The sequence below is a fragment of the Pseudovibrio exalbescens DSM 16456 genome (assembly GCF_000422785.1).
Lineage (GTDB): Bacteria > Pseudomonadota > Alphaproteobacteria > Rhizobiales > Stappiaceae > Pseudovibrio > Pseudovibrio exalbescens.
Genome location: NZ_KE383918.1, coordinates 425,722 through 447,951 on the forward strand (window position 1 = coordinate 425,722; position 22,230 = coordinate 447,951).

Sequence of the window (22,230 nt, forward strand, 5' to 3'; positions counted from 1 at the left end):
ACTCTGCGAGAAAAATCCTGATATTCTCCAATGGTGCGACGATATTTGTGCGAACATCCACTGAAGATTAAGAGGAGAGATTGGTTTTGTTAAAAAACCGCTGCTAGAGTTCCCCGGAAAAGGATGGAAGAGGGCCGTTTGAGTATCGATCTGACATCATTGTCGTTCCTTGTCGTGGAAGACAGTGCGTATATGCGTACGATCCTGCGCACGATGCTGCAGGGTTTTGGCGCGCGCCGTATCGTTGAAGCTGAAGACGGAGCGGCCGGTCTGGAAGCGCTTGATCGGGCCAATCCTGACATCCTCATTCTAGACTGGGTGATGCCCATTCTGGATGGGCCGGACATGGTTCGCATGATCCGTACGCCCGATAATCCTTTTGCCTATATTCCGATCATCATGGTTACGGCTCACACCGAGCGCAGTCGCATTGTCGAAGCCCGCAAGCTGGGCGTCCATGAGCTTTTGTGCAAACCCATTTCGGCAAAAGCCCTGCACCAGCGCATCATGTCTGTCATTCTTCAGCCGCGCGATTTTGTAAAGACCGCTGGCTATTTTGGCCCCGCACCGAGGGCGATCAGAAACCACAAGAAAGCCTGGAAGGCGCCGGTCACCACAAACGGAGACTGACCCTCTGAACCGCAGCCACTGCGAGTTCCAGACCATTTTCTGGTTTGCATCGTCGGTCGCCTGATACGGGCAAAGAAAAAGGCCGCCTCTTTTTTTAAAGGCGGCCTCGATATTTTGAGATCAACCTATCTTTTCCGTATCATTGCTCGTTTACCAAAGCCGCCAAATGACGGCTGGCTTCCGCCCATTTCTCAGGGGGGAGTTGGGTGGCAGTACGAATAAGATCGGCAAAACCGTCTTCGTCCAGCTGGTATTTAAGGAGCATGAACTCTGCTTCTGAAAAACTATCTTCCCGAGAGTATTCGTACTCAGTCGATACTTGTTCCATTCGAATTCTCCTACGCGGGTTCAATATCAATGACCTTAAAAAACGCTGCGGCATATTCCGGAAAACGGAACAACGTCTGGATGGGGGCGGTCATGAGTGTTGGCAGCACGTATCGGCTGCTTGGAGGATTATCCCCGAATGCAGACAGAGGGTCTCAAGGTGGCGTCGGCTTGTAAATACACTACGACGACGCAGAGGACGCCATTGGCCATGAGTGGAGTATGGGTCACACTAACGAAGCGGGACTTGCAAACTAGGAGTCGGCCCTTGCGTAATGTGCACGCCCATGGCGTGTATAAAGCCGGTGCATTACTGTGGATGACGGCGGTCATACAACCAGCTTCATGAAGCTGTTACCGATTCGATAGTTCTGGTTAATGAAAGAAAAAAGGTAGAAAAAACAAGCGGGAGCTGTATTTCTCCCGCTTTACGAATTCATTCGATGTTCTGCAACCACAAGGTAGGACGGCTACCCCGCAGGCTTTGGTTCTGGCGGTTTACAAACCCGCAACAGCTTTCACCTCCAGAAACTCTCTCAAGCCTTCCGCACCGCCTTCACGACCGTTGCCTGAATAACCGACACCGCCGAAAGGTGTGCCGTAATCACAGAACTGGTAGTTGATTTCAACGGTCCCTGATCTGAGACCATGCGCTACACGCCGTGCGCGGTCTTTATCGGTTGTCTGGATATAGTTTGTCAGACCGTAGGGCGTGCTGTTCGCCAAGGCGATGGCTTCTTCCTCAGTATCAAAGGGCATCATGGCAAGTACCGGTCCGAATACCTCCTGCTGCATGATGCTCATATCTGCAGTACAGTCTGCAAAGACCGTGGGCTTGATGAAATAGCCCTGCTTCAAGTCATCCGGGCGGCCGGGGCCCCCGGCGACAAGGCGAGCGCCCTCCGCAATCGCGGCCTTGATCTTGGCCTGTATGGCGTCGAACTGGCGTTGATTGATAACTGGACCAATATCACTTTGCGGGTCGGATGGCATACCGGCCTTGATGCGTTGGGCAGCTTCAGCGGCTTCAGCCACAGCTGCGGCGTATCTAGAACGTTCAACAAGCATGCGTGTCGGGGCATTGCAGGACTGCCCCGTATTCTCCATGCAAAGTGCGACACCTTCCGAAACTGCCGTTTCCGCTGCATCCGAGAAGATGATGTTGGCGCCCTTGCCGCCCAGTTCAAGAGCGACGCGCTTGATGGTGCTGGCAGCCGATTGCGTGATGTGCGTGCCGGCGCGGGTAGAGCCAGTGAACGAGACCATGTGGACGTCCGGGTGAGAGGTGAGGGCAGCTCCGGCCCCGGCTCCGTCGCCGTTGACGAGATTGAAAACGCCGGCTGGAACACCTGCATCATGCATGATTTCTGCAAATACAAGTGCTGATAGTGGCGATTCTTCTGAAGGTTTCAAAACCATCGTGCACCCTGCTGCGAGGGCTGGAATGACCTTGAGGGTGATCTGGTTCATGGGCCAGTTCCACGGGGTGATCAGTCCGCAAACACCAATCGGCTCAAGGAACAATGTGTCGCCCGAGTCATTTGCTGTTACTGGTTCCTCAAATTTGAAGCTCTCCAAGACCCTGATGAAAGCTTCGATGTGGTGTTCCCCACAGGCTGCTTGGGATGTGAGCGCAAATCCCTTTGGAGCGCCCATCTCCAGCGTCATGGCCTCTGCAAGATCCTGACTGCGCGCGCGATATTGCGTCAAAATTGCCTTGAGCAAATCCAGGCGGTCCTGCTTGCTGGTTTGCGACCAGCTCTTGAAGGCATCTTTGGCAGCCAAGACTGCACGATTGACGTCTTCTGGACCTGCGAGCGAAATTTGCTCGACCTTTTGCTCCGTCGCAGGGTTGAGAACATCAAGGTCACGTGAGGCCAGCGGCGGCATCCATTGGCCGTTGATGTAAAAATTACGTGCATTGATCATGAGTCGTGCCTCCTGTTCACGGCGTGGACAGCCTTGCCGTCTTCGGCTTCAAGCGGGCATGATAAAACCCCACACCCGAAAATGTCACTGCACCCGGAAGAGCTGGGTTTTGACATCGGGGTGGGGCTGGTTTTTGTTCAAAGGCGCGAGAATAGAGCGCTTTTTTGAGGCTTGGCGCCTGGAAAGTTCTTTTCGATAGTATGCATTACCCACGTGAGAACGACGGTGAGCGCAACATAAATGCCGGCCACCAGCAATAACGGCTCGTAGACCAGAAACGTCTCGGAGCGAACAATATTGGCCGCGCGCAGCAGATCGACCACGGCAATCGTGGAAACCAGCGGAACGGATTTCAGCAGCAAAATGATTTCGCCCGTCAAGGTCGGCAGGCAGATTTGAATTGCCCGCGGCAACCAGATCCGCCAGAGGATCTTCCAGCTCGACATGCCAAACGCCTTGGCTGTTTCCAACTCGCGTTTGGGAACGCTTGCCATTGCCCCTCGGATGACTTCACCGGCATAAGCCCCGACACTGACGGTAAATGTCAGACACCCGAAGAAAAAGGCATTGGTCAACAACGGCCAGATGATGCTTTGGCGAATGCCGTCTATCATGGGCAGCAGCCGCCCAATGCCATCATAAAAGAAGAACAACTGCACCAGTAGCGGCGTCCCGCGGATCACCGTCGTGTAGCCCTTGGCCAGCCAAGCCAACGGGCGAGGCCCTTTTACCTGGGCCAGCGCGTTGAGAACGGCGAGGATGAAACCGAAGAAACCGGAGATGGCGACGAGCATAAGCGTGTTGACGAAGCCCTGCCAGAAGTAGCTTTGATAAAAGGGATCGTGGATCCAACTGAAGTCCATCGGCGTCTAGCTCCTCGCTTGTCCGTGACGTGCGAGTTTTTCCGCTTTCGAGAAAACCGCATTGGATGCCATGGTGAGCATGAGATAGGTAACCCCGGCGATGGCATAGAACGTAAAGTATTTGTTTGTGCTGGCTGCCGCCTGTTGAGCCGTGAAGAAGAGCTCCTCAAAGCCCACGACACTGACCAGCGCCGTATCCTTGATGAGTATGAGCCAAAGGTTGGACATGCCGCTCAGTGCATTCGGAAGCATGGCAGGTACGGTGATACGGCGAAATTTCATGAAGGCTGTCATGCCGTAGGCATCAGCTGCCTCAAGCTGTCCCTTCGGGATAGCCAGAATGGCGCCGCGGAATACTTCTGTCATGTAGGCGCCCTGAACGAAGGCCAGAACAGCAATCGCTGCCACAAAGCCACTCACTTCCGTGCGTCCATCCGTGCCCAGGGCGTTCATGAGCGCAGTCAATGCTTGCGTGCCTGCATAAAACAGAATGATGATCAACAACAGTTCCGGCACCGCGCGCACGATGGTGGAATAGGCGCTGGCGATGACTGCGAGGACGCGAACCTTGCCCAATTTGGCCAAGGCGCCCATCAAGCCAAGCAAAATGCCAATGGCATAAGCGGCGAGGGCGATCTCCAGAGTCGTCAAGGTGCCCTGAAGCAATGGTCCAGCCCAGTCTGCCAGCCCCTCGCTTTGATATCCGTGCAACGTTTTTTTCCCTTTTTTGGGAGCAGCGCTGGTGCGCTGCCCCATTCCCGAAACAGGGCTTTTTAGTCGGTATTACCGCCACAAATGTCGGTTCCGAAGTAAGCATTGGAGAGTTTGGAACAGCTTCCATCTTCCAACACCGCAGCAACGGCCACGTTCAGCTTTTCCTTGAGTTCGGTATCAGACTCTCGAACACCAATACCGACGCCGCTGCCAAAGGCTTCGTGAGCAGGAGCCTTGCCGACGATTTCGAGCGCTTGGCCTTCGTCCCGCTTCAACAACTCGGCCATACCGATCTGATCCGCCAGCATGATGTCCAACCGGCCCGCCAGCAGGTCGCGGTTGACCTGTTCCTGCGTGTCGTAAATCTTCATCTGAATGCGCTTGCCGGTCAGCGCTGCACGCGCATAGGAGGCGTGGGTGGTTGACCCCTGAATACCAAGTGTCTTGCCCTTCAGGTCCCCTTCTCCGGAAAACTCGGTGCCTTTTGGCGCGACATAGACGGCTGAGGAGTAGTAGTACGGATCTGTGAAGTCGATCACCTTTTCACGATCCTCGGTAATGGACATGGAACCAAGGATCATATCCACCTTGCCGGAGGTCAGCGCAGGAATGATGCCGCCCCAGCCGGTTGGGGCTTGAACGCACTCGACTTCCATCTTTTTGCAAATCTCTTGTGCCAGATCGATTTCGAACCCGGCCCAGTCGCCTGAGGAAGATTTGTAAGTAAATGGAGGATAGGGCTCAGCTGCAAAGGCAACTTTAAGGGGCTCGGCCTGGGCGGCGGTCGTCGCGGCCGCAAAGGCAAGGCCAGCGGCAAGCATAAGTCGCAGACTCATGATGGGTCCTTTCTAATGAATGTCGTTTGTCTTAAGGCCTTGAACGGGGCAGAGCCCGCTAATGAATGATCGAAGACAGGAATTGCTGGCACCGCTCGCTTGATGGGTTTTCAAACACATCTTCGGGCGTGCCGGACTCTTCGATTTGTCCCTGATGAAGGAACAGGATCTGGTTGGAAACTTCCCGAGCGAACCGCATCTCGTGGGTCACAAGCAGCATTGTGCGCCCGTCTTCCGCAAGGCTGCGGATTACGTTCAGGACTTCACCGACCAGTTCGGGATCAAGTGCAGAGGTTGGTTCGTCAAACAGCATCACATCAGGTTCTGTCGCCAGAGCGCGGGCAATCGCTACACGCTGTTGCTGGCCCCCTGACAGATAAGCCGGATACTGATCGCGTTTGTCGCTCATTCCGACTTTTTCAAGGTAGTATTCGGCGCGTTCGATCGCTTCCTTTCTGCTCACGCCCTGAATGTGAATGGGAACCTCGGTGACATTGCCAAGAACCGTGAAGTGAGGCCATAGGTTGAACTGCTGAAACACCATGGAAACACGGGTTCGCAGGTTTCGTGTTACCTGCTTGCAGACCGGAACCGGGCGGCCCTTGTCGCTGTAAGCAAACTCGACTGTCTCCCCTGCGATTTCCAGCCGTCCTTCTTTCGGCTGCTCAAGCAGGTTCATACAGCGTAGGAAAGTGCTCTTGCCGGAGCCACTGGCGCCGATGATCGAGGTCACGCTGCCCTCTGCGGCTTCGGCATCTATTCCTTTTAGAACTTCGAATGAGCCGTAGCTCATATGGAGGTTGGAAACGGAAACAGCCGGTGCGCAAGACTGGCTGTTTTCAGCGAATTGTGAGTGGTGAGTAGAATCGCTCATGGCCGCGACCCTATCAATTTACCGTCGCAACTTCAAGCTTGTTGAGCAGATGTTCAGTAAAGGCGCATGGTATTGGTACCTATTTCTTGATCATTTCCAACCAGTTTCTGCAGATTTCGATACCTTCTTCTTCAGTAAAATTTGTTGGGTCCAAAGACCACTCAAGCCAGAGACCATCCAGTAGTCCAGACAGCCCCAAAGCGGCTAATCTCGGAGACATTCTAAGGGGTGTTCCAGCCTCTATAATTTCTTGAAACAAGTGCTCTAGTCGGCTGCGATAACTGTCGTATTGTTCGGCGTGTACAGCCGATACTTCTTCTGAGTGTTGCATCATGGTCCAGAAGGCCAACCATGCCCGGAACAGCTTGGGATCCAGGTTCACTGGAGAGAACGAAAGCTGGATAAAACGCAGCAGCTGTTCCTGTGCCGTCCCGCCCTCCATTTTGATGCGTTGACCGAAGTCATCCATCAACGACGCCGCGATGTGCCGATAAGCATCTGCCACCAGTTCTTCTTTCGACGTGTAATGGTGGTTGATAAGCCCGACCGAAACCCCCGCTTCTTGAGCGATCTGACGAATCGAAAGCTTGTGAGGGCCATCCCTCACAATGCAATTCAACGCAGCCTGAACTAATATTTCACGCCGTTCGCTCGGAGATTTTCGAGAGTACTTCGGCTGGCGCTTTTCCTGAGTTTTTTCCTTTTCCATACAAGCTTCCTTAGCGGCGTCCGAGGCGATTGGCCACGGAAAAAGCGGTTTTCTTGTTGAACAGTTGTACAGCAAGAGATAGGGTCACCCAAATTCAAATAGGATGAAGAGGGTAATCTATCTGTGCGTTATTCGTCATTTGCGAGCCGAATTGGGGGTGAAGGATCGGATGCTTGGGACGTCCATGTAAAGGCCGCTGCGGCGCAGCGGGCCGGACGGGATGTTGTTGTCATGAGTGTAGGGGATCCGGATTTTGACACGCCGCCTGCGGTGCGCGACACCGCCATCGCCGCCTTGCAGGCCGGAGATACTCACTACACTGATGTTGAGGGAACTCCAGAACTCCGAGCTGAAATTGCTCGAACCTTCAAGGCGTTGGCCGGCTGGGATGTAACCGCAGACAACGTTTGTGTTGTGGCAGGGACTCAGAACGGCCTTTATTTCGCGGCAAGCCTTTTATGCGAACCGGGTGAGGAAGTCTTGGTTCTGGATCCGTGTTATGTAACCTACGATTCGACGATACGCGCCAGTGGTGCCGTGCCGGTTCGGGTTGCGCCGCATCCAGATGGCGGCTTTCGTCCTGATATCAAGGCATTGGCGTCCGCAATCACACCGGCGACCCGTGCGATCCTGATCACGACACCCAACAATCCAACCGGGACGGTTTTGACCAAGGATGAACTGGAGGCCATTGCCGATCTCGCGAAACGGCATGATCTTTGGGTCATTAGCGACGAAGTCTATGCTCAGCTAACCTTTGAAAGCCCGAACGTTTCCATTTCAGCTCTTGCGGGCATGAAGGAGCGCACGGTTACCGTAGCCAGCCTGTCCAAATCCCATGCAATGACCGGGTGGCGAGCCGGTTGGGTTGTAGCACCGGAAGAGTTTATTGCCCACGCTAGCAACCTGTCCCTTTGCATGCTTTACGGATTACCCGGTTTCGTTCAGCAGGCGGCGGTGACCGCTCTGCAGCAAAGCCCCAAAATCATTGGTGAGATGCGCGAAGTCTACCGCGCGCGGCGCGATATCCTCTATTCAGCGCTTGAGGATATTCCCGGCCTTACACCTTTCCGCCCCGAGGCTGGCATGTTCCTGATGGCTCATGTTGCAGGCACGGGACTGACGTCCAGCCAGTTTGTTCATCGCCTCTATGAGGAGCAAGGCGTGTCCGTGCTGGATGGGGCCGCTTTCGGGCCCAGTGCAAGCGGCTACGTCCGGCTTTCCTACACAACTCACGAAGAAGCGTTGCAAGAGGGTGCGAAACGCATCCGCGCTTTTTGTGAGACCCTTGCTTAAACACAGATATTCAGGAAATCGACATGTCCCACTCTCATGACAGGGTCGGCCCCTGGCTTCATTCAGTGCTCAAATCCTATGGGGTTGATACGGTATTTGGGATACCAGGCGTTCACACCATTCCCATGTATGCCGGCTTGAAGGAAAGCGGGCTGCGACACGTTACGCCGCGCCACGAGCAAGGCGCTGGCTTCATGGCTGATGGCTACGCCCGTGTTACAGGCAAACCGGGTGTATGCTTCATCATCACGGGTCCGGGAATGACGAACATTCTGACTGCGATGGGACAAGCTTATGCGGATTCCATTCCCATGCTGGTGATCTCAAGCGTCTCGAAGCGGGCGCATCTGGGGCAGGGGCGGGGCTTTCTGCACGAGTTGCCCAATCAGCAGGCCATGGTGAGCGGGGTGAGTGCTTTCAGCCATACGTTGCACGAACTGGCGGATCTGCCGACAGTTCTGGATCGCGCGTTTTCGGTGTTCAATAGTGCGCGTCCTCGCCCGGTTCATATCGAGATCCCGCTGGATCTGTGGGACCACGATGTGCCAGACAGCGCTTCGAGCCAAGTGCGCGATACGCAGCCTCAATTCATGCCGGTGGAGGAAGATCTCGCGGCGGCGGCTGCGCTGCTGTCGAACAGCGAGAAGCCTTTGATTGTTGCTGGCGGGGGCGCGCGTTCGGCCTCTGAAGACCTTCAGGTTCTGGCTGAAAAGCTTGCTGCACCGGTGGTCATGACAATAAATGGCCGTGGATTGCTGTCGCCGGATCATCCGCTGCGTTTGTCCGCCAGCGGGTCATCTGAAGCTGTACGTCACCTTATCAACGAAAGTGATGTGGTGTTGGCAGTAGGTACAGAGCTTGGGCCGACTGATTTTGATATTTATGATACCGGCGAACTGCCAGATTTCGCAAAGCTCATCCGCGTTGATGTTGAGGCAGAGCAACTCTACAGAAACGTGACGCCACATGTGCCTCTGCTGGGAGCCGCCAAGCCAACTCTTCGGGCTCTGTCCAGTGCTATTGCGGAAATAGCGTCACCTCAGGCATTGGCTGAAGGCTGTGGCCGGGCCAATGTTGCGCGCATGAGCGCCCGTGCTGAACTTTCCACGGATATGGAACAGGCGGTAATTTTCCTCGAAAAACTGCGCGCAGCTGCGCCACAGGCGCGCATAATCGGGGATTCTACTCAGCCCATTTATGCCGGTAATCTTTACTATGATGCCGCTGCGCCAACTACTTGGTTTAATTCTTCAGTAGGCTTCGGCACGTTGGGGTACGCACTTCCGGCTGCGACGGGGGCAGCGCTGGGGGATCCTGACGCACCCGTCATCTGCCTGATCGGCGACGGTGGGCTTCAATTCACCCTTGGAGAATTGGCGAGTTTGCGGGAATCCGGTGCCAATACAACAGTGATTGTCTGGAACAACAATTCGTACGGTGAAATCAAGAATGCGATGGTTGGAGCCGAGGTTTCGACCGTTGGCGTAGATCTATTCACGCCAGATTTTCTTGGGCTGGCTAAAGCATTCGATTTCGAGTGTGCTCGGATTGCAAAAAATGATGATTTCGAGGCCCTTATCAAGACTGCCGTTGAATCGGAAAAACCTTTTTTCATTCAGGTAGATGACTGAGTAGAAGGCGAAAGGATTCAACCCCGATCGCAGGGGTTGAATCCGGCTCATGACTTCGCTGAAATATGAGAAGAAATCACGTTCGATATTTCAGTCAAAAAAGGAAAAGCAAAGTAAAATTGTTTAATACATAAGATGCTCTAGTAAATCAGATAATGATTTGGTGTGCGTGTTGCAGCGAAAAAAATGTACTGATACACTTGAAATTCAGGTGAATTCTGTGCTTTAAAACGCCCATGTTTGATTCAGATGCACAATCTACACATGAGGAAGATTCAAATTCTTCCCAAGCCGATGATGTGCTGGTCGTAAAGAGCCTGTACAAGGTTTTTGGCGACAAGCCTCAAGAAGCCATCAAGCTCCATAAAGACGGTTTAACCAAAGACGACATCTTCGATCGTACCGGCATGACGCTTGGTGTGAGCGACGCCAACTTCAACGTTCGCGAGGGTGAAATCTTTGTGGTCATGGGGCTGTCCGGGTCGGGTAAATCGACTTTGGTGCGCATGCTCAATCGGTTGATCACCCCATCAGGCGGCGAAATCGTTGTGAACGGCAAAGACATTGCTGGGATGTCCGAGGAGGAACTGATCCAGTTCCGTCGCGATCATATCAGCATGGTGTTCCAGTCATTTGCACTCATGCCTCATCTTACTGTGCTGCAAAATGCTGCCTTCGGCCTTGAGCTTGCCGGTGTGTCAGCAGAGCAACGTGAGGCACGCGCATTGGATGCGCTGGAGCAGGTGGGCCTGGGCGCTCACGGTCACAGCTACCCTAATGAGCTGTCTGGTGGCATGCAGCAGCGTGTGGGTTTGGCCCGCGCGCTGGCAACAGATCCGTCCATTCTGTTGATGGACGAAGCATTCTCCGCACTTGACCCGCTCATTCGAACCGAGATGCAGGACGAGCTTCTTGCGTTGCAGGAAGAGCAAAAACGAACAATCATCTTTATTTCGCACGACCTTGACGAAGCCATGCGTATTGGCGACCGCATCGCGGTCATGGAAGGTGGTCGTGTGGTTCAGGTCGGTACACCCGACGAAATCCTCAAGAACCCGGCGGACGATTACGTCAAGTCCTTCTTCCGCGGCGTAGACCTGTCCAACGTTTTGACCACCAAGGATATTGCGACCAAACAGCAGGTAACTGTCTATCAGCGTGAAGGTCACATGCGCGAAGCCTTGAAAAAGCTGGATGACCATGATCGCGATTTTGCCTACGTGCTTGATCGCCGTAACAAGTTCCTCGGTGTTGTCTCAATGGACTCCTTAAAGGCGGAACTCAAGAAGCCTTCTCCGCAGTGGAATGACGCATACCTTTCCGGCATCGAGCCGCTCGATGCTGACTCTACGATCAGTGAAATCCTTGGCACTGTCGCTGAGGCCCCTTGCAGCATGCCGGTAGTCGACCAGAACGGGCGATACATGGGTGTGGTGTCAAAGGCGCGCCTTCTGCAATCTCTGGACCGGGAGGAAGACTGATATGAGTAAACTTATGAGTATGGCTTCATCTGCCTCGACAACGGGTGCAGGTCCCGATCCCATTGTTCTCGCTCAAGCAAGCGAAAACGCGTGGGGCAACGCAGGTACTGCAGGAGAGGCAGCGACAAAGGGCGCTGACTGGCTCAGCCAGGCCGCTCCTGCCAAAGAACCGGTTTTCGACATTCTTCAGCCTTTCGCTCATGCGATTATCCCGGTGGAAGATTGGGTTGAAGTTGCCCTTGACTGGACAGTAACGAATTTCCGTCCGGTATTTCAGATGATCCGTTGGCCCGTTGATGGCGTTCTGGGTGGTGTGGAATCCGCGCTGCTGGGAACCCCTTCAATCATCATGTTGGCCATCATTGCGCTATTGGCTTGGCAGACTTCTGGCTGGCGTCTCGGCGTTGGATCCTTTATCTCGCTTGTCTTCCTGGGCCTTATGGGCGCATGGGCCGAGGCGATGACAACGCTCGCGCTGGTGCTGACCGCCGTTCTGTTTTGTACGATCATTGGTTTGCCCATCGGCATCATGCTGGCACGAAGCGATCGTGCAGCTCAGGTGGTGCGTCCGATACTGGACGCCATGCAGACAACGCCTGCCTTCGTGTATCTGGTGCCGATCGTGATGCTGTTCGGTATTGGTAACGTACCGGGTGTTGTTGTGACCATCATCTTTGCGCTGCCTCCGCTCATTCGTCTGACCAACCTGGGCATTCGCCAAGTGCCGGGCGATCTGGTGGAAGCCGCACGTTCCTTCGGCGCATCCAAACGCCAGTTGCTATTCAAGGTTCAGCTGCCCATCGCCATGCCAACGATCATGGCCGGCGTGAACCAGACCCTGATGTTGGCTCTGTCCATGGTGGTTGTGGCTTCCATGATCGCGGTCGGCGGTCTTGGTCAGATGGTGTTGCGTGGTATTGGCCGCCTTGACATGGGCTTGGCCGCGGTTGGTGGTCTCGGCATTGTTATTCTCGCGATCATCATCGACCGTATGACCCAGTCTCTGGGTGTGTCCAAGCGAGATCGCGGCAACGTGGCTTGGTATGAAACCGGGCCAGTCGGTTTGGTCCGCCGTTTGATGAAGGTTGGGCAATCCAACGAGGTGGCTCTGCAGCCGGCTTCTACGAAGACCTCGTGAAAAACGAAATTTCGACCGGGGGCGGTGCGGGAGTTCTTCCGATTGCCCCCAAAACTCCCCGAAAAAATAAGGGAATTATACTTATGACGACATTTACGCGTGCGACGAAGACAAAAAGCGTGCTCACCGCTGGTGCTCTGTCACTGCTTCTGGCTTCAGGCGCTGCTGTTGCGCAGGACATGCCGGGCGAAGGTGTCACGGTTGTTCCGCTCAAGTCTTCCATTGCAGAAGAAACTTTCCAGACCATGTTGGTCATGAAGGCTCTTGAAGACCTCGGTTTTGAAGTTGAGGACATCAAGGAACTGGAATACGCAACCGCGCACACCGCGATTGCTCAAGGTGAGGGCACCTTCATTGCAGCCCATTGGGATCCGCTGCACACGGATTTTTATGAGCAGGCTGGTGGCGCTGAAAAGCTCTACCGCGAAGGTGTCTACTCTCAGGGCGCGCTTCAGGGATACCTGATCGACAAGAAGACCGCTGAGGAATACGGCATCACTAACATCGAGCAGCTCAAGGATCCTGAGATCGCCAAGCTGTTTGACAATAACGGTGATGGCAAGGCCGATCTGACGGGTTGTACACCAGGTTGGGGCTGTGAGCAGGTGATCGAGCACCAGCTTGATGCGTTCGATCTGCGTGATACGGTAACCCACAATCAGGGCTCCTACTCGGCCATTATCGCGGACACCATTACGCGCTATGAAAACGGCGAGCCGATCCTGTACTACACTTGGACGCCATACTGGGTTTCCGGCGTGCTGGTTCCAGGCAAGGATGTGAACTGGCTTGAAGTACCGTTCTCCTCTCTGCCGGGTGCGCGTGCCGATGTTGATACGTCCCTGCCAGACGGCAAAAACTACGGCTTCCAGGCCAACAACCAGCACATTCTGGCAAACCTCGAGTTCGCCGAGGAAAACCCGGCCGCTGCCAAGCTGTTCGAAATCATGAAGGTTTCCAACAACGACATCAGTGCGCAGAACCTGTTGATGCGTGAAGGTGAAGACAGCGAAGCTGACATTGAGCGTCATGCCGATGCATGGATTGCTGGTCACCAGGACCAGTGGAACGCATGGCTTGAAGAAGCACGTGCGGCTGCTCAGTAATAGCTGATCGAATACCGAAGACTTAAGTCTTCTGATGCCCGGGGCACTGCTCCGGGCATTTTTTCTGGTTCGCAGGCCCGTCGTTCAGGCGTTCAGGCAAATGCGCTCCGGCAAACAATAGAAATAAGGGAATGATATTTATGATGGCATTTACGTGTGCGACGAAGACAAAAAGCGTACTCACCGCTGGTGCTCTGTCACTGCTTCTGGCTTCAGGCGCTGCTGTTGCGCAGGACATGCCGGGCGAAGGTGTCACGGTTGTTCCGCTCAAGTCCTCCATTGCAGAAGAAACCTTTCAGACGTTTCTCGTTATGAAAGCCCTTGAAGACCTCGGTTATGACGTCGAAGGTATCAAGGAACTTGAACCCGCGACTGCCCATTTGGCTCTGGCGCAGGGTGAGGGGACCTTCATTGCAGCCCATTGGGATCCACTGCACACGGATTTCTACAAGGAAGCCGGTGGCGCTGAAAAGCTCTACCGCGAAGGTGTCTACTCTCAGGGCGCGCTTCAGGGATACCTGATCGACAAGAAGACCGCTGAAGAATATGGCATCACCAACATCGAGCAGCTCAAGGATCCTGAGATCGCCAAGCTGTTTGACAATAACGGTGATGGCAAGGCCGATCTGACGGGCTGTACACCAGGTTGGGGCTGTGAGCAGGTGATCGAACACCAGATGGATGCGTTTGATCTGCGTGATACCGTCACCCACAATCAGGGCTCCTACTCGGCCATTATCGCGGACACCATTACGCGCTATGAAAACGGCGAGCCGATCCTGTACTACACCTGGACGCCATACTGGGTTTCCGGCGTGCTTGTTCCAGGCAAGGATGTGAGCTGGCTTGAAGTGCCGTTCTCCTCTCTGCCGGGTGCGCGTGCCGATGTTGATACGTCCCTGCCAGACGGCAAGAACTACGGCTTTCAGGCCAACAACCAGCACATTGTTGCAAACCGTGAGTTCACCAATGAGAATCCGGCCGCTGCCAAGCTGTTCGAAATCATGAAGGTTTCCAACAACGACATCAGTGCGCAGAACCTGTTGATGCGTGAAGGCGAAGACAGCGAAGCTGATATTGAGCGTCATGCCGATGCATGGATTGCGGGTCACCAGGACCAGTGGAACGCATGGCTTGAAGAAGCACGTGCGGCTGCTCAGTAATAGCTGATCGAATATCGAAGACCTAAGCCTTCTGATGCCCGGGACAGTGTTCCGGGCATTTTGCGTTTTGCCTCATGTGATGTTGCATGCTGGACGCGTACCGGTCCCATTGGTATCTGTCAGAAGATCCGGCAAGGTCCGCTTGAAAGGCATGGCTAGTGAGCAAACAGAGCAATACCTCGTTCATCGTCGGGGCTGCCATTGGGGCTGGAGCAACGGCCCGTGCTGCAGAAGCGGGCGGCGCCGACTTTCTGGTCGTGTTGAATGCAGGCCGCTACAGAGTTCGCGGTGCGCCGTCCATCGCCTGCATGTTGCCGACCGGGAACGCCAATCAGTTGGTTCTGGACCTGATCGAAAACGAGATCGCCCCACAGTGCACCTTACCTATCTATGCAGGCCTGTCGGCCCTGAACCCGGAGGAAGATCTGGGGTGGTTGGTTCAACGCGCCAAGTCGCTTGGGTGTTTTGGTGTGATGAACTTTCCCAGTGTAGCGCACTTTTCAAATGAAATCGGAGCCGTGTTGCAAGCCCATGGCTATGGCTTCAGCCGTGAAGTCGCTCTTTTACAACAGGCTCGGAAAGCCGGGCTTGACGCAATTGCGCATGTAACAACTGCAGATCAGGCGGAAGAAGCAGTACAGGCCCGGGTTCGGTCCATATGTTTCAATTATGGCTGGAACGCAGGGGGCACCACTGGCATTCGGCCCCGCATCGATCTGAAGGAGGCCTCCGTCATTGCTTCGGAGGTACGTCGTCGCATTCGGGAAGTATCCCCACACGCCAGGTTGTTGTTGGAAGGTGGCCCGATAGAGACGGCAGAAGACCTCACGGTGATTTTGGAGGCTTCGCGTGCCGATGGCTATGTTGGTGGCTCCACGCTGGACCGTCTCCCACTGGAAACCGGTCTTGCCAATCAGACCTTGACCTTCAAGAATGCGGTCCGTGATCTGGAAATCCGCCAATCTCGGCGCCAGACCCAACTTGGGGCCTTACGGCAAGTGGGACTGCATGGCGCATCCCGAGCCATTGTGGAGTTGTCGGACAAGCTCGCCGAATTTGGGCGTATACAAGGACCGGTTATTGCAACCGGGCCAGCTGGAACCGGACGCCACCGAGCGCTTGAAGCGCTGGCTCATCTGAGGGGCATCTCTCGGGCCCGGTTGATCAATCTCAACAGCGCCCTTATGACCCCGCAACAAATCAAGACCAAGTTGTTTGGGCGGATTGATCGAGGGGGGACGAAAGGGCTGCTCTCTTATCACTCGGGTGCGATTGTGTTGCAAGACTTGGCGGACCTGCCGAAACACCTGCAAAAGCGCTTGGGCCTGTATCTTGAACACGGTGAGTTCTCGGTTGGAGGAGAACGTCGCCGCTCCACAAGCAACGTGCCGATGTTTTTCGTGGCGCGAGAACCCGTGGATCAGTTGGTCGCCACTGGCCAGCTCGACCCGGCACTGGCCGAGCAGTTGCAAGGGCGGGAGTTGGCGTTGCCGCCGCTGTGCAGCCGCCCGGAGGATATCCCGAGCGTTCTGGAAGAAGCCATGCGTGACCTCAGTACCGATGGAAAAATTCCCGCCCTTGCGCCTTTGACCATGCGGCGTTTGCGCGCTTATTCTTGGCCTGGCAACTTGACGGAGGCGCGCAATATTGCGGGACAACTGCTGTCCGGTGCCTCGAGTTCATTGATTTCTGAAGCTGACGTCAATGCTCTTCTCGAGCCTGAGGAGAGGAGAGCAGGCATGTCGCATTTGCGCTCGGAACGGGAGGTTATATTGGACGCGCTCTGGCGACATGGGTTTAACCGTTCAAAAACGGCCGCTTTTCTAAACGTGTCGCGCAAGACTCTCTATAACAAGATACAGCGTTACGGTCTTACCCGCACTGTGGCGGACTAGCTACGATCAGGGCTCAAGCACCGTCTTGAGGTACGCCTTGCCGGTTTTGTCCTCCAGCATGTACTGCGGTAAATCCGCCAATGGGGTGCCGGTGCGCTCGTCCTGCGTCGCGCAAACATCTTGGCGGGGTGAAGGCCTCTCAAAGCTCGGAACCCAAATAATGCCCGTCAGACAATAGCTCACCGGAGGCAAGGGTTGATTGCATACCTGCGTCTGGAAGCACATGAAACCTTCGAGTTGCAGGGCGAGAAGCATATCTTGTTCTCGTTGCAAGCCGAGATGCAAACGGTCCAACGTCGTCTCAAAAGAGGCACCATACTGCTGGACGCTAGGTAGAGCTGCGACCCGGCGGATTCCGTGGGTCTTGAGAAGGGTACTGTAGCTTTTCAGGTTGAAGAACGGATCCGCAAGAAAAAGCGGTGCCAGATGGGGCGTTTCGTCCGCTGGAGGTAGCGTTGCAATCAGATCCGCCAAAACTGCATTGTGATTTCTGTTGGGCAATAGCGCGGAAAGACTGGCTGGCAGTCCGGCAATTGTCGAAATTTCTGGCCACAACAAAGCAGGTGCTGTGCCCTTGGCTGGGGTGCAGTTTGCAGAATACATCACTCAATATTACCCATATTTACCCATGTAGTATAGCTGGTTCCGTTGTTTGGAGGAGCTTCGGTCTCCTAGCTTGTGCATGAGGAGACCGTTTGTGAGACCAAATGAGGATCTGCTGCGGTCTGGGTCTTCACTGGAGGAGTACCAAACATGCGTTCCACAGCCTACGTTGCAGGCACATTCGACACTAAATCCGAAGAGCTTCATTTCATCGCCGAGTGCATTCGTGCCACAGGCGTGCCCGTGAAGACGGTTGATCTTTCAACATCGGACGGGGGCGATAACCAAGTTGACGTTTCAGCCAAGCAAGTTGCAGCCAGCCATGAGGGCGGCGTGGCCGCTGTTTTTACCGGCGAACGAGGGAGTGCGGTCAGCGCGATGGCACAGGCGTTCGCCAACTACGTCGTCAACTGTCAAGACCTGGGCGGGATCATTGGCGCAGGCGGTTCTGGTGGCACGGCCTTGGTTGCTCCGGCAATGCGGGCGTTGCCGGTCGGTGTACCGAAGGTGTTGATCTCGACCGTCGCCTCGGGCGACGTGCGGCCCTATGTTGGGCCCTCTGACATTTGCATGATGAACTCCGTCACGGACGTTCAGGGCATCAACCGCATTTCTCGCCGCGTGCTCTCAAATGGAGCCCATGCGCTAGCCGGGATGATAGCCAACTCACTGGCAGAGACTGCAGACGACAAACCGGCTCTCGGCCTGACGATGTTTGGTGTCACAACGCCATGTATACAGGCTCTGAGCAAGGAGTTGGAAGATCGATACGACTGCCTTGTTTTCCATGCCACTGGGGTTGGTGGTCAGTCCATGGAAAAGCTGGTGGACAGTGGGCTGGTATCTGCCCTGTTGGATGTTACCACCACGGAAATTGCGGATCACTTGATGGGCGGCGTGTTGTCCGCTGGTGAAGAGAGGCTGGATGCCGTGATCCGCACAGGCCTGCCTTATGTCGGGTCTGTGGGGGCTCTGGACATGGTGAATTTCGGGGCCGAGACGACTGTGCCGGAGGCTTACAAGGACCGGCAATTGTTGGTTCACAATCCGCAAGTCACGCTGATGCGCACTACACCAGAAGAAAATGCAGCCATGGGGCGCTGGATCGTTGAAAAGCTTAACCGCATGGAAGGGCCCGTACGTTTTCTGCTTCCGCTCAAGGGCGTGTCCATCATCGATGTTGAGGGCGCCCCATTCTTTGACCCTGAGGCGGATCAGGCACTCTTTGAGGCAATTCGAAACGGGTTCGTGGCAAGCGAAAACCGGAAACTCATCGAAGTGGACGCGGCAGTGAATGACCCCGAATTTGTCGCAGCTCTGCTTGCGGCTTTCTCCGAAATTGAACAGCACTGAAACTGAAGGACGACGAGAATGTCCAAGGAAATAATACTCTCTCACCTGCGCGATCTCATTGCCAAGGGCCAACCAATCGTGGGCGGTGGGGCCGGGACCGGCCTCTCGGCAAAGTGCGAGGAAGCTGGCGGGATCGATCTGATCGTGATCTACAACTCCGGTCGCTACCGCATGGCTGGCCGCGGTTCATTGGCAGGCCTGTTGGCCTATGGAAATGCCAATGAGATTGTTGTCGACATGGCCAAGGAAGTCCTGCCTGTCGTGAAGAATACGCCTGTGTTGGCAGGGGTGAATGGTACTGATCCATTCTGCAACTTCGATTGGTTCCTTGACCATCTGAAGGATCTTGGATTTGCTGGAGTCCAGAATTTCCCGACCGTTGGACTGATCGACGGCAACTTCCGCAAAAACCTTGAAGAAACCGGTATGGGCTATGCGTTGGAAGTGGAGATGATCCGCAAGGCGGCGCAAAAAGGGCACCTGACCACACCCTATGTCTTCTCGCCGGAAGATGCACGTGCCATGACCGAGGCAGGGGCGGATGTCATCGTCTGTCATCTGGGGTTGACCAGCGGCGGCAACATCGGTGCTGAAACCCATGTCACGCTGGATGACTGCGTTGAGAAGATCAATGCGTGGGCAAAGGCCGCAAGAGAAGTGCGCGACGATGTGATCGTGCTGTGTCACGGTGGGCCGATAGCCCAGCCGGAAGATGCAACCTATGTACTGGAGCGTTGTCCGGACTGTCACGGCTTCTATGGCGCCTCTTCCATGGAGCGTTTGCCAACAGAAGTGGCCTTGATTGAACAAACCAAGCGATTCAAGCAGATCAAGAGGGCGTAACTCGCCCTTCAAGCGTCTCCCAAGGGTGCTTGAGGGCGGTGTTGGCTCCGCCTGCTAGCCGGGCAAGTCGCTCCCAAAACACCGTTCTGAGGGCCTCAGGACAGGCCTCTTGTTCGCAAGGGGCCTGTTTGCATTTGGATTGAAGGTGGTTTGCCTCGTTTAAGGGTTTGGCCCGATCGAAGCGCTGTGCCCATGCAGTGACCATCAGCAACTAGCAAACAGACCAGCCGCGTTTCAATGGAGAGAATCACACGCATTGATTGCTTGTCTGCCGACCAGCAAAGCTGTTCACAAAGCCATGTGCAGGCATAGACACTTGCAATCAGTATGTTTTTTGGGAGAAAGGATGGTGCTGCGAGGGAGGATTGAACTCCCGGCCTCTCCCTTACCAAGGGAGTGCTCTACCACTGAGCTACCGCAGCTTGATCATCTATTTTACTGAACTAACTGAGTTTTTCCAGTTCGTTTCTGTGTGCCGGAGGTGATCGCCCCGGAACGAGGAGGCTTTTGCCATAATGGCCGGGGGGGCGCAAGGGATAAATTTTCCAATTCTGTGGAATTTTGCCGGACTGGGGAAATCTAGCCTTTTAAAGCTACGGTGGCTTACGGATACCAGCTTGGCTTGAAGTTGGCATTGGTGTAGTGGAAACAGCCATGAGTGACGAAAAACAGCCAAAGTCTGCCGGTAAGGCAGATTCAGAGACAAAACGCAGCGAGAAAGAGGCGCGTGCCGAACGTCTGGCTGCGGCGCTACGGGATAATCTGAAGCGCCGGAAGAAGGCCAAGAAAACCGGTCGTTCTTCTGAAAATTAGGCTTGCCAACTGCAAGGGCGGCCTGACTTAAGATCGTGGGTGGGAATTGTTATACACATGACTTCAGGGGCAGGGCATCCCGTCATGTTAAGGCCATATCCATCCTTATACGCAAACCATAGATTTGAGCCGGAGCTGTCGGGCAGTCGTTTAGGGTAATTTGATTAATGGACAGAATTAAAATCGTCGGTGGCAACCGGCTTAATGGCACGATTCCGATTTCAGGTGCGAAAAACGCTGCGCTGCCGTTGATGATCGCATCCCTTTTGACGGATGAAACGCTGACCTTGGAAAACGTGCCGCGGCTGCGGGACGTTGCGCAGTTGACGCAGATCCTGTCCAACCATGGCGTTGACTATTCGGTAGACGGCAAACGGCCGGGTCAGGATTCCATGACGGGCCAGACCCTGCACCTTTCCGCGGGAACAGTCGTTGATACGACCGCGCCTTACGAGTTGGTGTCGAAAATGCGGGCCAGCTTCTGGGTCATCGGTCCGCTTCTGGCGCGCATGCACGAAGCGCGTGTCTCCTTGCCGGGCGGTTGTGCCATCGGCACGCGGCCCGTCGACTTTTTTATCGACGGCCTGAAGGCACTGGGCGCCGATATGGAAATCGATCAGGGATATGTGGTTGCAAAGGCTCCAGGTGGGCTGAGAGGCAATCGCGTCACCTTCCCGAAGGTCTCGGTAGGGGCGACCCACACCGTGATGATGGCCGCAACGCTTGCCAAGGGCGAAACGGTTATTGAGAACGCAGCCCAAGAGCCGGAAGTTGCGGATCTTGCGCATTGCCTTGTCGGCATGGGCGCGCAGATTGAAGGGGCTGGTACCGATACCATCCGCATTCAGGGCGTCGAGCGTCTTCATGCCTATAGGCATCCGGTGGTTGCCGACCGCATCGAAACCGGCACCTATGCCATGGCCGTTGCCATGACGGGCGGTGATGTGGTGCTGCAGGGTGCACGGGCGGATCTTTTGCAAAGTGCATTGGATACCCTGTCTCAGACTGGGGTGGAAATCACCAGTGTTGAAAATGGTCTGCGCATATTCCGCAATGGCGATGGCATTGATCCCGTGGATGTGCGCACCGATCCTTTCCCTGGATTTCCGACGGATTTGCAGGCCCAGTTCATGGCGCTGATGACCCGCGCACAGGGCACGAGCCGGATCACGGAAACCATTTTTGAAAACCGCTTCATGCATGTTCAAGAACTCGCCCGCCTCGGTGCCAAGATTGGTCTGGACGGGCAGGTGGCAACCATCGAAGGGGTTGATCAACTGCACGGCGCTCAGGTGATGGCGACGGACCTGAGGGCGTCTGTGTCGTTGGTCATCGCCGGATTGGCTGCGGAAGGGGAAACGGTCGTGAACCGCGTCTATCACCTCGATCGCGGCTTTGAGCGTCTTGAGGACAAACTGTCCCGTTGTGGCGCTCAGATTGAACGCATTTCCGGTTGATCCAATAAAATACCGAGTCCCCCGATTGTTTTCACAGCCGCTCGGGGTTACCTAAACAGCAAATGCAGGACGGCGAGAGCACATGCACCCGCCGTCTTTCATGTGACTCGGGGTGAAACAATGAAACTTCTGGCGCTCGACAGCGAAGATTTGACTGTAATTTCGGCCATGTGTCAGGATAGCCTCCTGAAACTTGGAGATATTCAGTATTTGCCGCGCGAGAAGCGGCTGCTGGTGGCAATGAACCGCTTCGCATGGGACGCGGATCTGGCAAGGCAACAAAAAAACGAACGCCGCAGGTCCGTTCTTGCCCTGTCTCGTGTTGAAGCGCTGCAAGCTCGCAATATAAATCAGGAAAACAAGGACATCGTGTTGTCATTGCTCGCCATCCGCTTCGAGCCAGCGGCAGAGCCCGCCGGAACGGTTATACTGGAGTTTTCCGGAGGCGCTGCGTTGGCGGCCAAGGCCGAGTGCATTGAAGCCCAACTGACGGATCTGGGCGCGGCCTGGAGCACTGACAACCGACCGCAACATGATCTGGACTAAGCCAGAAAACCACATGTGATGAA

At 55.0% G+C, this 22,230-nt stretch carries 21 protein-coding genes and 1 tRNA gene; 13 read left to right on the forward strand and 9 right to left on the reverse strand.

Annotated features, from left to right (window positions below; translation table 11 throughout):
* The first annotated feature begins 123 nt into the window (after positions 1 to 123).
* On the forward strand, positions 124 to 630 hold the full coding sequence (locus G512_RS21530) for a response regulator (RefSeq protein ID WP_036489918.1): 507 nt from the start codon (positions 124 to 126) through the stop codon (positions 628 to 630).
* Between the two features lie 139 nt (positions 631 to 769).
* Here the strand turns inward: G512_RS21530 and G512_RS0116640 are convergent, their stop codons facing one another.
* The 7 genes from G512_RS0116640 to G512_RS0116670 all read right to left on the reverse strand — a co-directional run bounded on the left by G512_RS0116640 (position 770) and on the right by G512_RS0116670 (position 6,882).
* Positions 770 to 958 carry a hypothetical protein gene (locus tag G512_RS0116640; RefSeq protein ID WP_028482698.1) on the reverse strand — a complete coding sequence of 63 codons (189 nt, stop codon included), beginning with the start codon at positions 956 to 958 and terminating at the stop codon, positions 770 to 772.
* 497 nt (positions 959 to 1,455) lie between these two features.
* A complete protein-coding gene (locus G512_RS0116645; RefSeq protein ID WP_028482699.1) occupies positions 1,456 to 2,886 on the reverse strand; it encodes an aldehyde dehydrogenase family protein in 1,431 nt (476 codons plus the stop codon).
* Between the two features lie 137 nt (positions 2,887 to 3,023).
* Positions 3,024 to 3,749 (reverse strand): ABC transporter permease, encoded by a 726-nt coding sequence (locus G512_RS0116650; protein ID WP_028482700.1) that lies wholly within the window; start codon positions 3,747 to 3,749, stop codon positions 3,024 to 3,026.
* A gap of 6 nt (positions 3,750 to 3,755) precedes the next feature.
* Entirely contained in the window at positions 3,756 to 4,460 is a 705-nt protein-coding gene (locus tag G512_RS0116655; RefSeq protein ID WP_028482701.1) for an ABC transporter permease, read from the reverse strand.
* Positions 4,461 to 4,522: 62 nt separating this feature from the next.
* On the reverse strand, positions 4,523 to 5,299 hold the full coding sequence (locus G512_RS0116660; RefSeq protein WP_028482702.1) for a transporter substrate-binding domain-containing protein: 777 nt from the start codon (positions 5,297 to 5,299) through the stop codon (positions 4,523 to 4,525).
* A 58-nt stretch (positions 5,300 to 5,357) separates the two neighbouring features.
* Positions 5,358 to 6,173, reverse strand: coding sequence for an ABC transporter ATP-binding protein (locus G512_RS21535; protein WP_051269497.1), 816 nt, complete (start codon positions 6,171 to 6,173; stop codon positions 5,358 to 5,360).
* A 79-nt stretch (positions 6,174 to 6,252) separates the two neighbouring features.
* A complete protein-coding gene (locus tag G512_RS0116670; protein WP_028482703.1) occupies positions 6,253 to 6,882 on the reverse strand; it encodes a TetR/AcrR family transcriptional regulator in 630 nt (209 codons plus the stop codon).
* A 123-nt stretch (positions 6,883 to 7,005) separates the two neighbouring features.
* On the opposite strand from G512_RS0116670, the gene G512_RS0116675 reads away from it, so the two are divergent.
* The 7 genes from G512_RS0116675 to G512_RS0116705 all read left to right on the forward strand — a co-directional run bounded on the left by G512_RS0116675 (position 7,006) and on the right by G512_RS0116705 (position 16,592).
* Positions 7,006 to 8,178, forward strand: a complete 1,173-nt coding sequence (locus G512_RS0116675; protein WP_028482704.1) for a pyridoxal phosphate-dependent aminotransferase — start codon at positions 7,006 to 7,008, stop codon at positions 8,176 to 8,178.
* Between the two features lie 23 nt (positions 8,179 to 8,201).
* Entirely contained in the window at positions 8,202 to 9,809 is a 1,608-nt protein-coding gene (locus G512_RS0116680; protein ID WP_051269499.1) for a 5-guanidino-2-oxopentanoate decarboxylase, read from the forward strand.
* A 236-nt stretch (positions 9,810 to 10,045) separates the two neighbouring features.
* Positions 10,046 to 11,290, forward strand: a complete 1,245-nt coding sequence (gene proV, locus G512_RS0116685) for a glycine betaine/L-proline ABC transporter ATP-binding protein ProV (protein WP_051269501.1) — start codon at positions 10,046 to 10,048, stop codon at positions 11,288 to 11,290.
* 1 nt (position 11,291) lies between these two features.
* The gene (gene proW, locus G512_RS21540) at positions 11,292 to 12,428 is read left to right on the forward strand and encodes a glycine betaine/L-proline ABC transporter permease ProW (RefSeq protein ID WP_265596923.1); all 1,137 of its coding nucleotides are present in this window, start codon (positions 11,292 to 11,294) and stop codon (positions 12,426 to 12,428) included.
* An 83-nt stretch (positions 12,429 to 12,511) separates the two neighbouring features.
* Positions 12,512 to 13,534, forward strand: a complete 1,023-nt coding sequence (gene proX, locus G512_RS0116695; RefSeq protein ID WP_036489920.1) for a glycine betaine/L-proline ABC transporter substrate-binding protein ProX — start codon at positions 12,512 to 12,514, stop codon at positions 13,532 to 13,534.
* Positions 13,535 to 13,674: 140 nt separating this feature from the next.
* Positions 13,675 to 14,697: a glycine betaine/L-proline ABC transporter substrate-binding protein ProX gene (proX, locus tag G512_RS0116700; protein WP_228130525.1), complete on the forward strand. Its 1,023-nt coding sequence runs from the start codon at positions 13,675 to 13,677 to the stop codon at positions 14,695 to 14,697.
* Between the two features lie 158 nt (positions 14,698 to 14,855).
* On the forward strand, positions 14,856 to 16,592 hold the full coding sequence (locus G512_RS0116705; RefSeq protein WP_028482709.1) for a phosphoenolpyruvate hydrolase family protein: 1,737 nt from the start codon (positions 14,856 to 14,858) through the stop codon (positions 16,590 to 16,592).
* A gap of 6 nt (positions 16,593 to 16,598) precedes the next feature.
* Here the strand turns inward: G512_RS0116705 and G512_RS0116710 are convergent, their stop codons facing one another.
* On the reverse strand, positions 16,599 to 17,195 hold the full coding sequence (locus G512_RS0116710) for a phosphoenolpyruvate hydrolase family protein (RefSeq protein ID WP_028482710.1): 597 nt from the start codon (positions 17,193 to 17,195) through the stop codon (positions 16,599 to 16,601).
* 150 nt (positions 17,196 to 17,345) lie between these two features.
* Here G512_RS0116710 and G512_RS0116715 point away from each other — a divergent pair, with 150 nt between their 5' ends.
* Positions 17,346 to 18,548, forward strand: coding sequence for a Tm-1-like ATP-binding domain-containing protein (locus G512_RS0116715; RefSeq protein WP_028482711.1), 1,203 nt, complete (start codon positions 17,346 to 17,348; stop codon positions 18,546 to 18,548).
* An 18-nt stretch (positions 18,549 to 18,566) separates the two neighbouring features.
* Complete coding sequence (locus tag G512_RS0116720; protein WP_028482712.1) at positions 18,567 to 19,391, forward strand: phosphoenolpyruvate hydrolase family protein; 825 nt, start codon at positions 18,567 to 18,569, stop codon at positions 19,389 to 19,391.
* Between the two features lie 347 nt (positions 19,392 to 19,738).
* Here G512_RS0116720 and G512_RS0116725 read toward each other — a convergent pair.
* Positions 19,739 to 19,813 (reverse strand) — tRNA-Thr (locus G512_RS0116725).
* A 232-nt stretch (positions 19,814 to 20,045) separates the two neighbouring features.
* Between G512_RS0116725 and G512_RS22665 the strand changes: the two genes are divergently transcribed.
* The 3 genes from G512_RS22665 to G512_RS0116740 all read left to right on the forward strand — a co-directional run bounded on the left by G512_RS22665 (position 20,046) and on the right by G512_RS0116740 (position 22,207).
* Positions 20,046 to 20,204, forward strand: coding sequence for a hypothetical protein (locus G512_RS22665; RefSeq protein WP_155943666.1), 159 nt, complete (start codon positions 20,046 to 20,048; stop codon positions 20,202 to 20,204).
* A gap of 167 nt (positions 20,205 to 20,371) precedes the next feature.
* Positions 20,372 to 21,661 carry a UDP-N-acetylglucosamine 1-carboxyvinyltransferase gene (gene murA, locus G512_RS0116735; RefSeq protein WP_028482713.1) on the forward strand — a complete coding sequence of 430 codons (1,290 nt, stop codon included), beginning with the start codon at positions 20,372 to 20,374 and terminating at the stop codon, positions 21,659 to 21,661.
* 120 nt (positions 21,662 to 21,781) lie between these two features.
* Positions 21,782 to 22,207, forward strand: a complete 426-nt coding sequence (locus G512_RS0116740) for a DUF2948 family protein (protein ID WP_178378264.1) — start codon at positions 21,782 to 21,784, stop codon at positions 22,205 to 22,207.
* Positions 22,208 to 22,230: the final 23 nt, after the last annotated feature.

Excerpts from the sequence above, each read along its gene's own strand:
- G512_RS21530 (WP_036489918.1), top strand. The coding sequence starts at position 124 with ATGGAAGAGGGCCGTTTGAGTATCGATCTGACATCATTGTCGTTCCTT.
- G512_RS0116640 (WP_028482698.1), bottom strand. The coding sequence starts at position 958 with ATGGAACAAGTATCGACTGAGTACGAATACTCTCGGGAAGATAGTTTT.
- G512_RS0116645 (WP_028482699.1), bottom strand. The coding sequence starts at position 2,886 with ATGATCAATGCACGTAATTTTTACATCAACGGCCAATGGATGCCGCCG.
- G512_RS0116650 (WP_028482700.1), bottom strand. The coding sequence starts at position 3,749 with ATGGACTTCAGTTGGATCCACGATCCCTTTTATCAAAGCTACTTCTGG.
- G512_RS0116660 (WP_028482702.1), bottom strand. The coding sequence starts at position 5,299 with ATGAGTCTGCGACTTATGCTTGCCGCTGGCCTTGCCTTTGCGGCCGCG.
- G512_RS21535 (WP_051269497.1), bottom strand. The coding sequence starts at position 6,173 with ATGAGCGATTCTACTCACCACTCACAATTCGCTGAAAACAGCCAGTCT.
- G512_RS0116670 (WP_028482703.1), bottom strand. The coding sequence starts at position 6,882 with ATGGAAAAGGAAAAAACTCAGGAAAAGCGCCAGCCGAAGTACTCTCGA.
- G512_RS0116680 (WP_051269499.1), top strand. The coding sequence starts at position 8,202 with ATGTCCCACTCTCATGACAGGGTCGGCCCCTGGCTTCATTCAGTGCTC.
- proV (WP_051269501.1), top strand. The coding sequence starts at position 10,046 with ATGTTTGATTCAGATGCACAATCTACACATGAGGAAGATTCAAATTCT.
- proW (WP_265596923.1), top strand. The coding sequence starts at position 11,292 with ATGAGTAAACTTATGAGTATGGCTTCATCTGCCTCGACAACGGGTGCA.
- proX (WP_036489920.1), top strand. The coding sequence starts at position 12,512 with ATGACGACATTTACGCGTGCGACGAAGACAAAAAGCGTGCTCACCGCT.
- proX (WP_228130525.1), top strand. The coding sequence starts at position 13,675 with ATGATGGCATTTACGTGTGCGACGAAGACAAAAAGCGTACTCACCGCT.
- G512_RS0116710 (WP_028482710.1), bottom strand. The coding sequence starts at position 17,195 with ATGTATTCTGCAAACTGCACCCCAGCCAAGGGCACAGCACCTGCTTTG.
- G512_RS0116715 (WP_028482711.1), top strand. The coding sequence starts at position 17,346 with ATGCGTTCCACAGCCTACGTTGCAGGCACATTCGACACTAAATCCGAA.
- G512_RS0116720 (WP_028482712.1), top strand. The coding sequence starts at position 18,567 with ATGTCCAAGGAAATAATACTCTCTCACCTGCGCGATCTCATTGCCAAG.
- G512_RS22665 (WP_155943666.1), top strand. The coding sequence starts at position 20,046 with ATGAGTGACGAAAAACAGCCAAAGTCTGCCGGTAAGGCAGATTCAGAG.
- murA (WP_028482713.1), top strand. The coding sequence starts at position 20,372 with ATGGACAGAATTAAAATCGTCGGTGGCAACCGGCTTAATGGCACGATT.
- G512_RS0116740 (WP_178378264.1), top strand. The coding sequence starts at position 21,782 with ATGAAACTTCTGGCGCTCGACAGCGAAGATTTGACTGTAATTTCGGCC.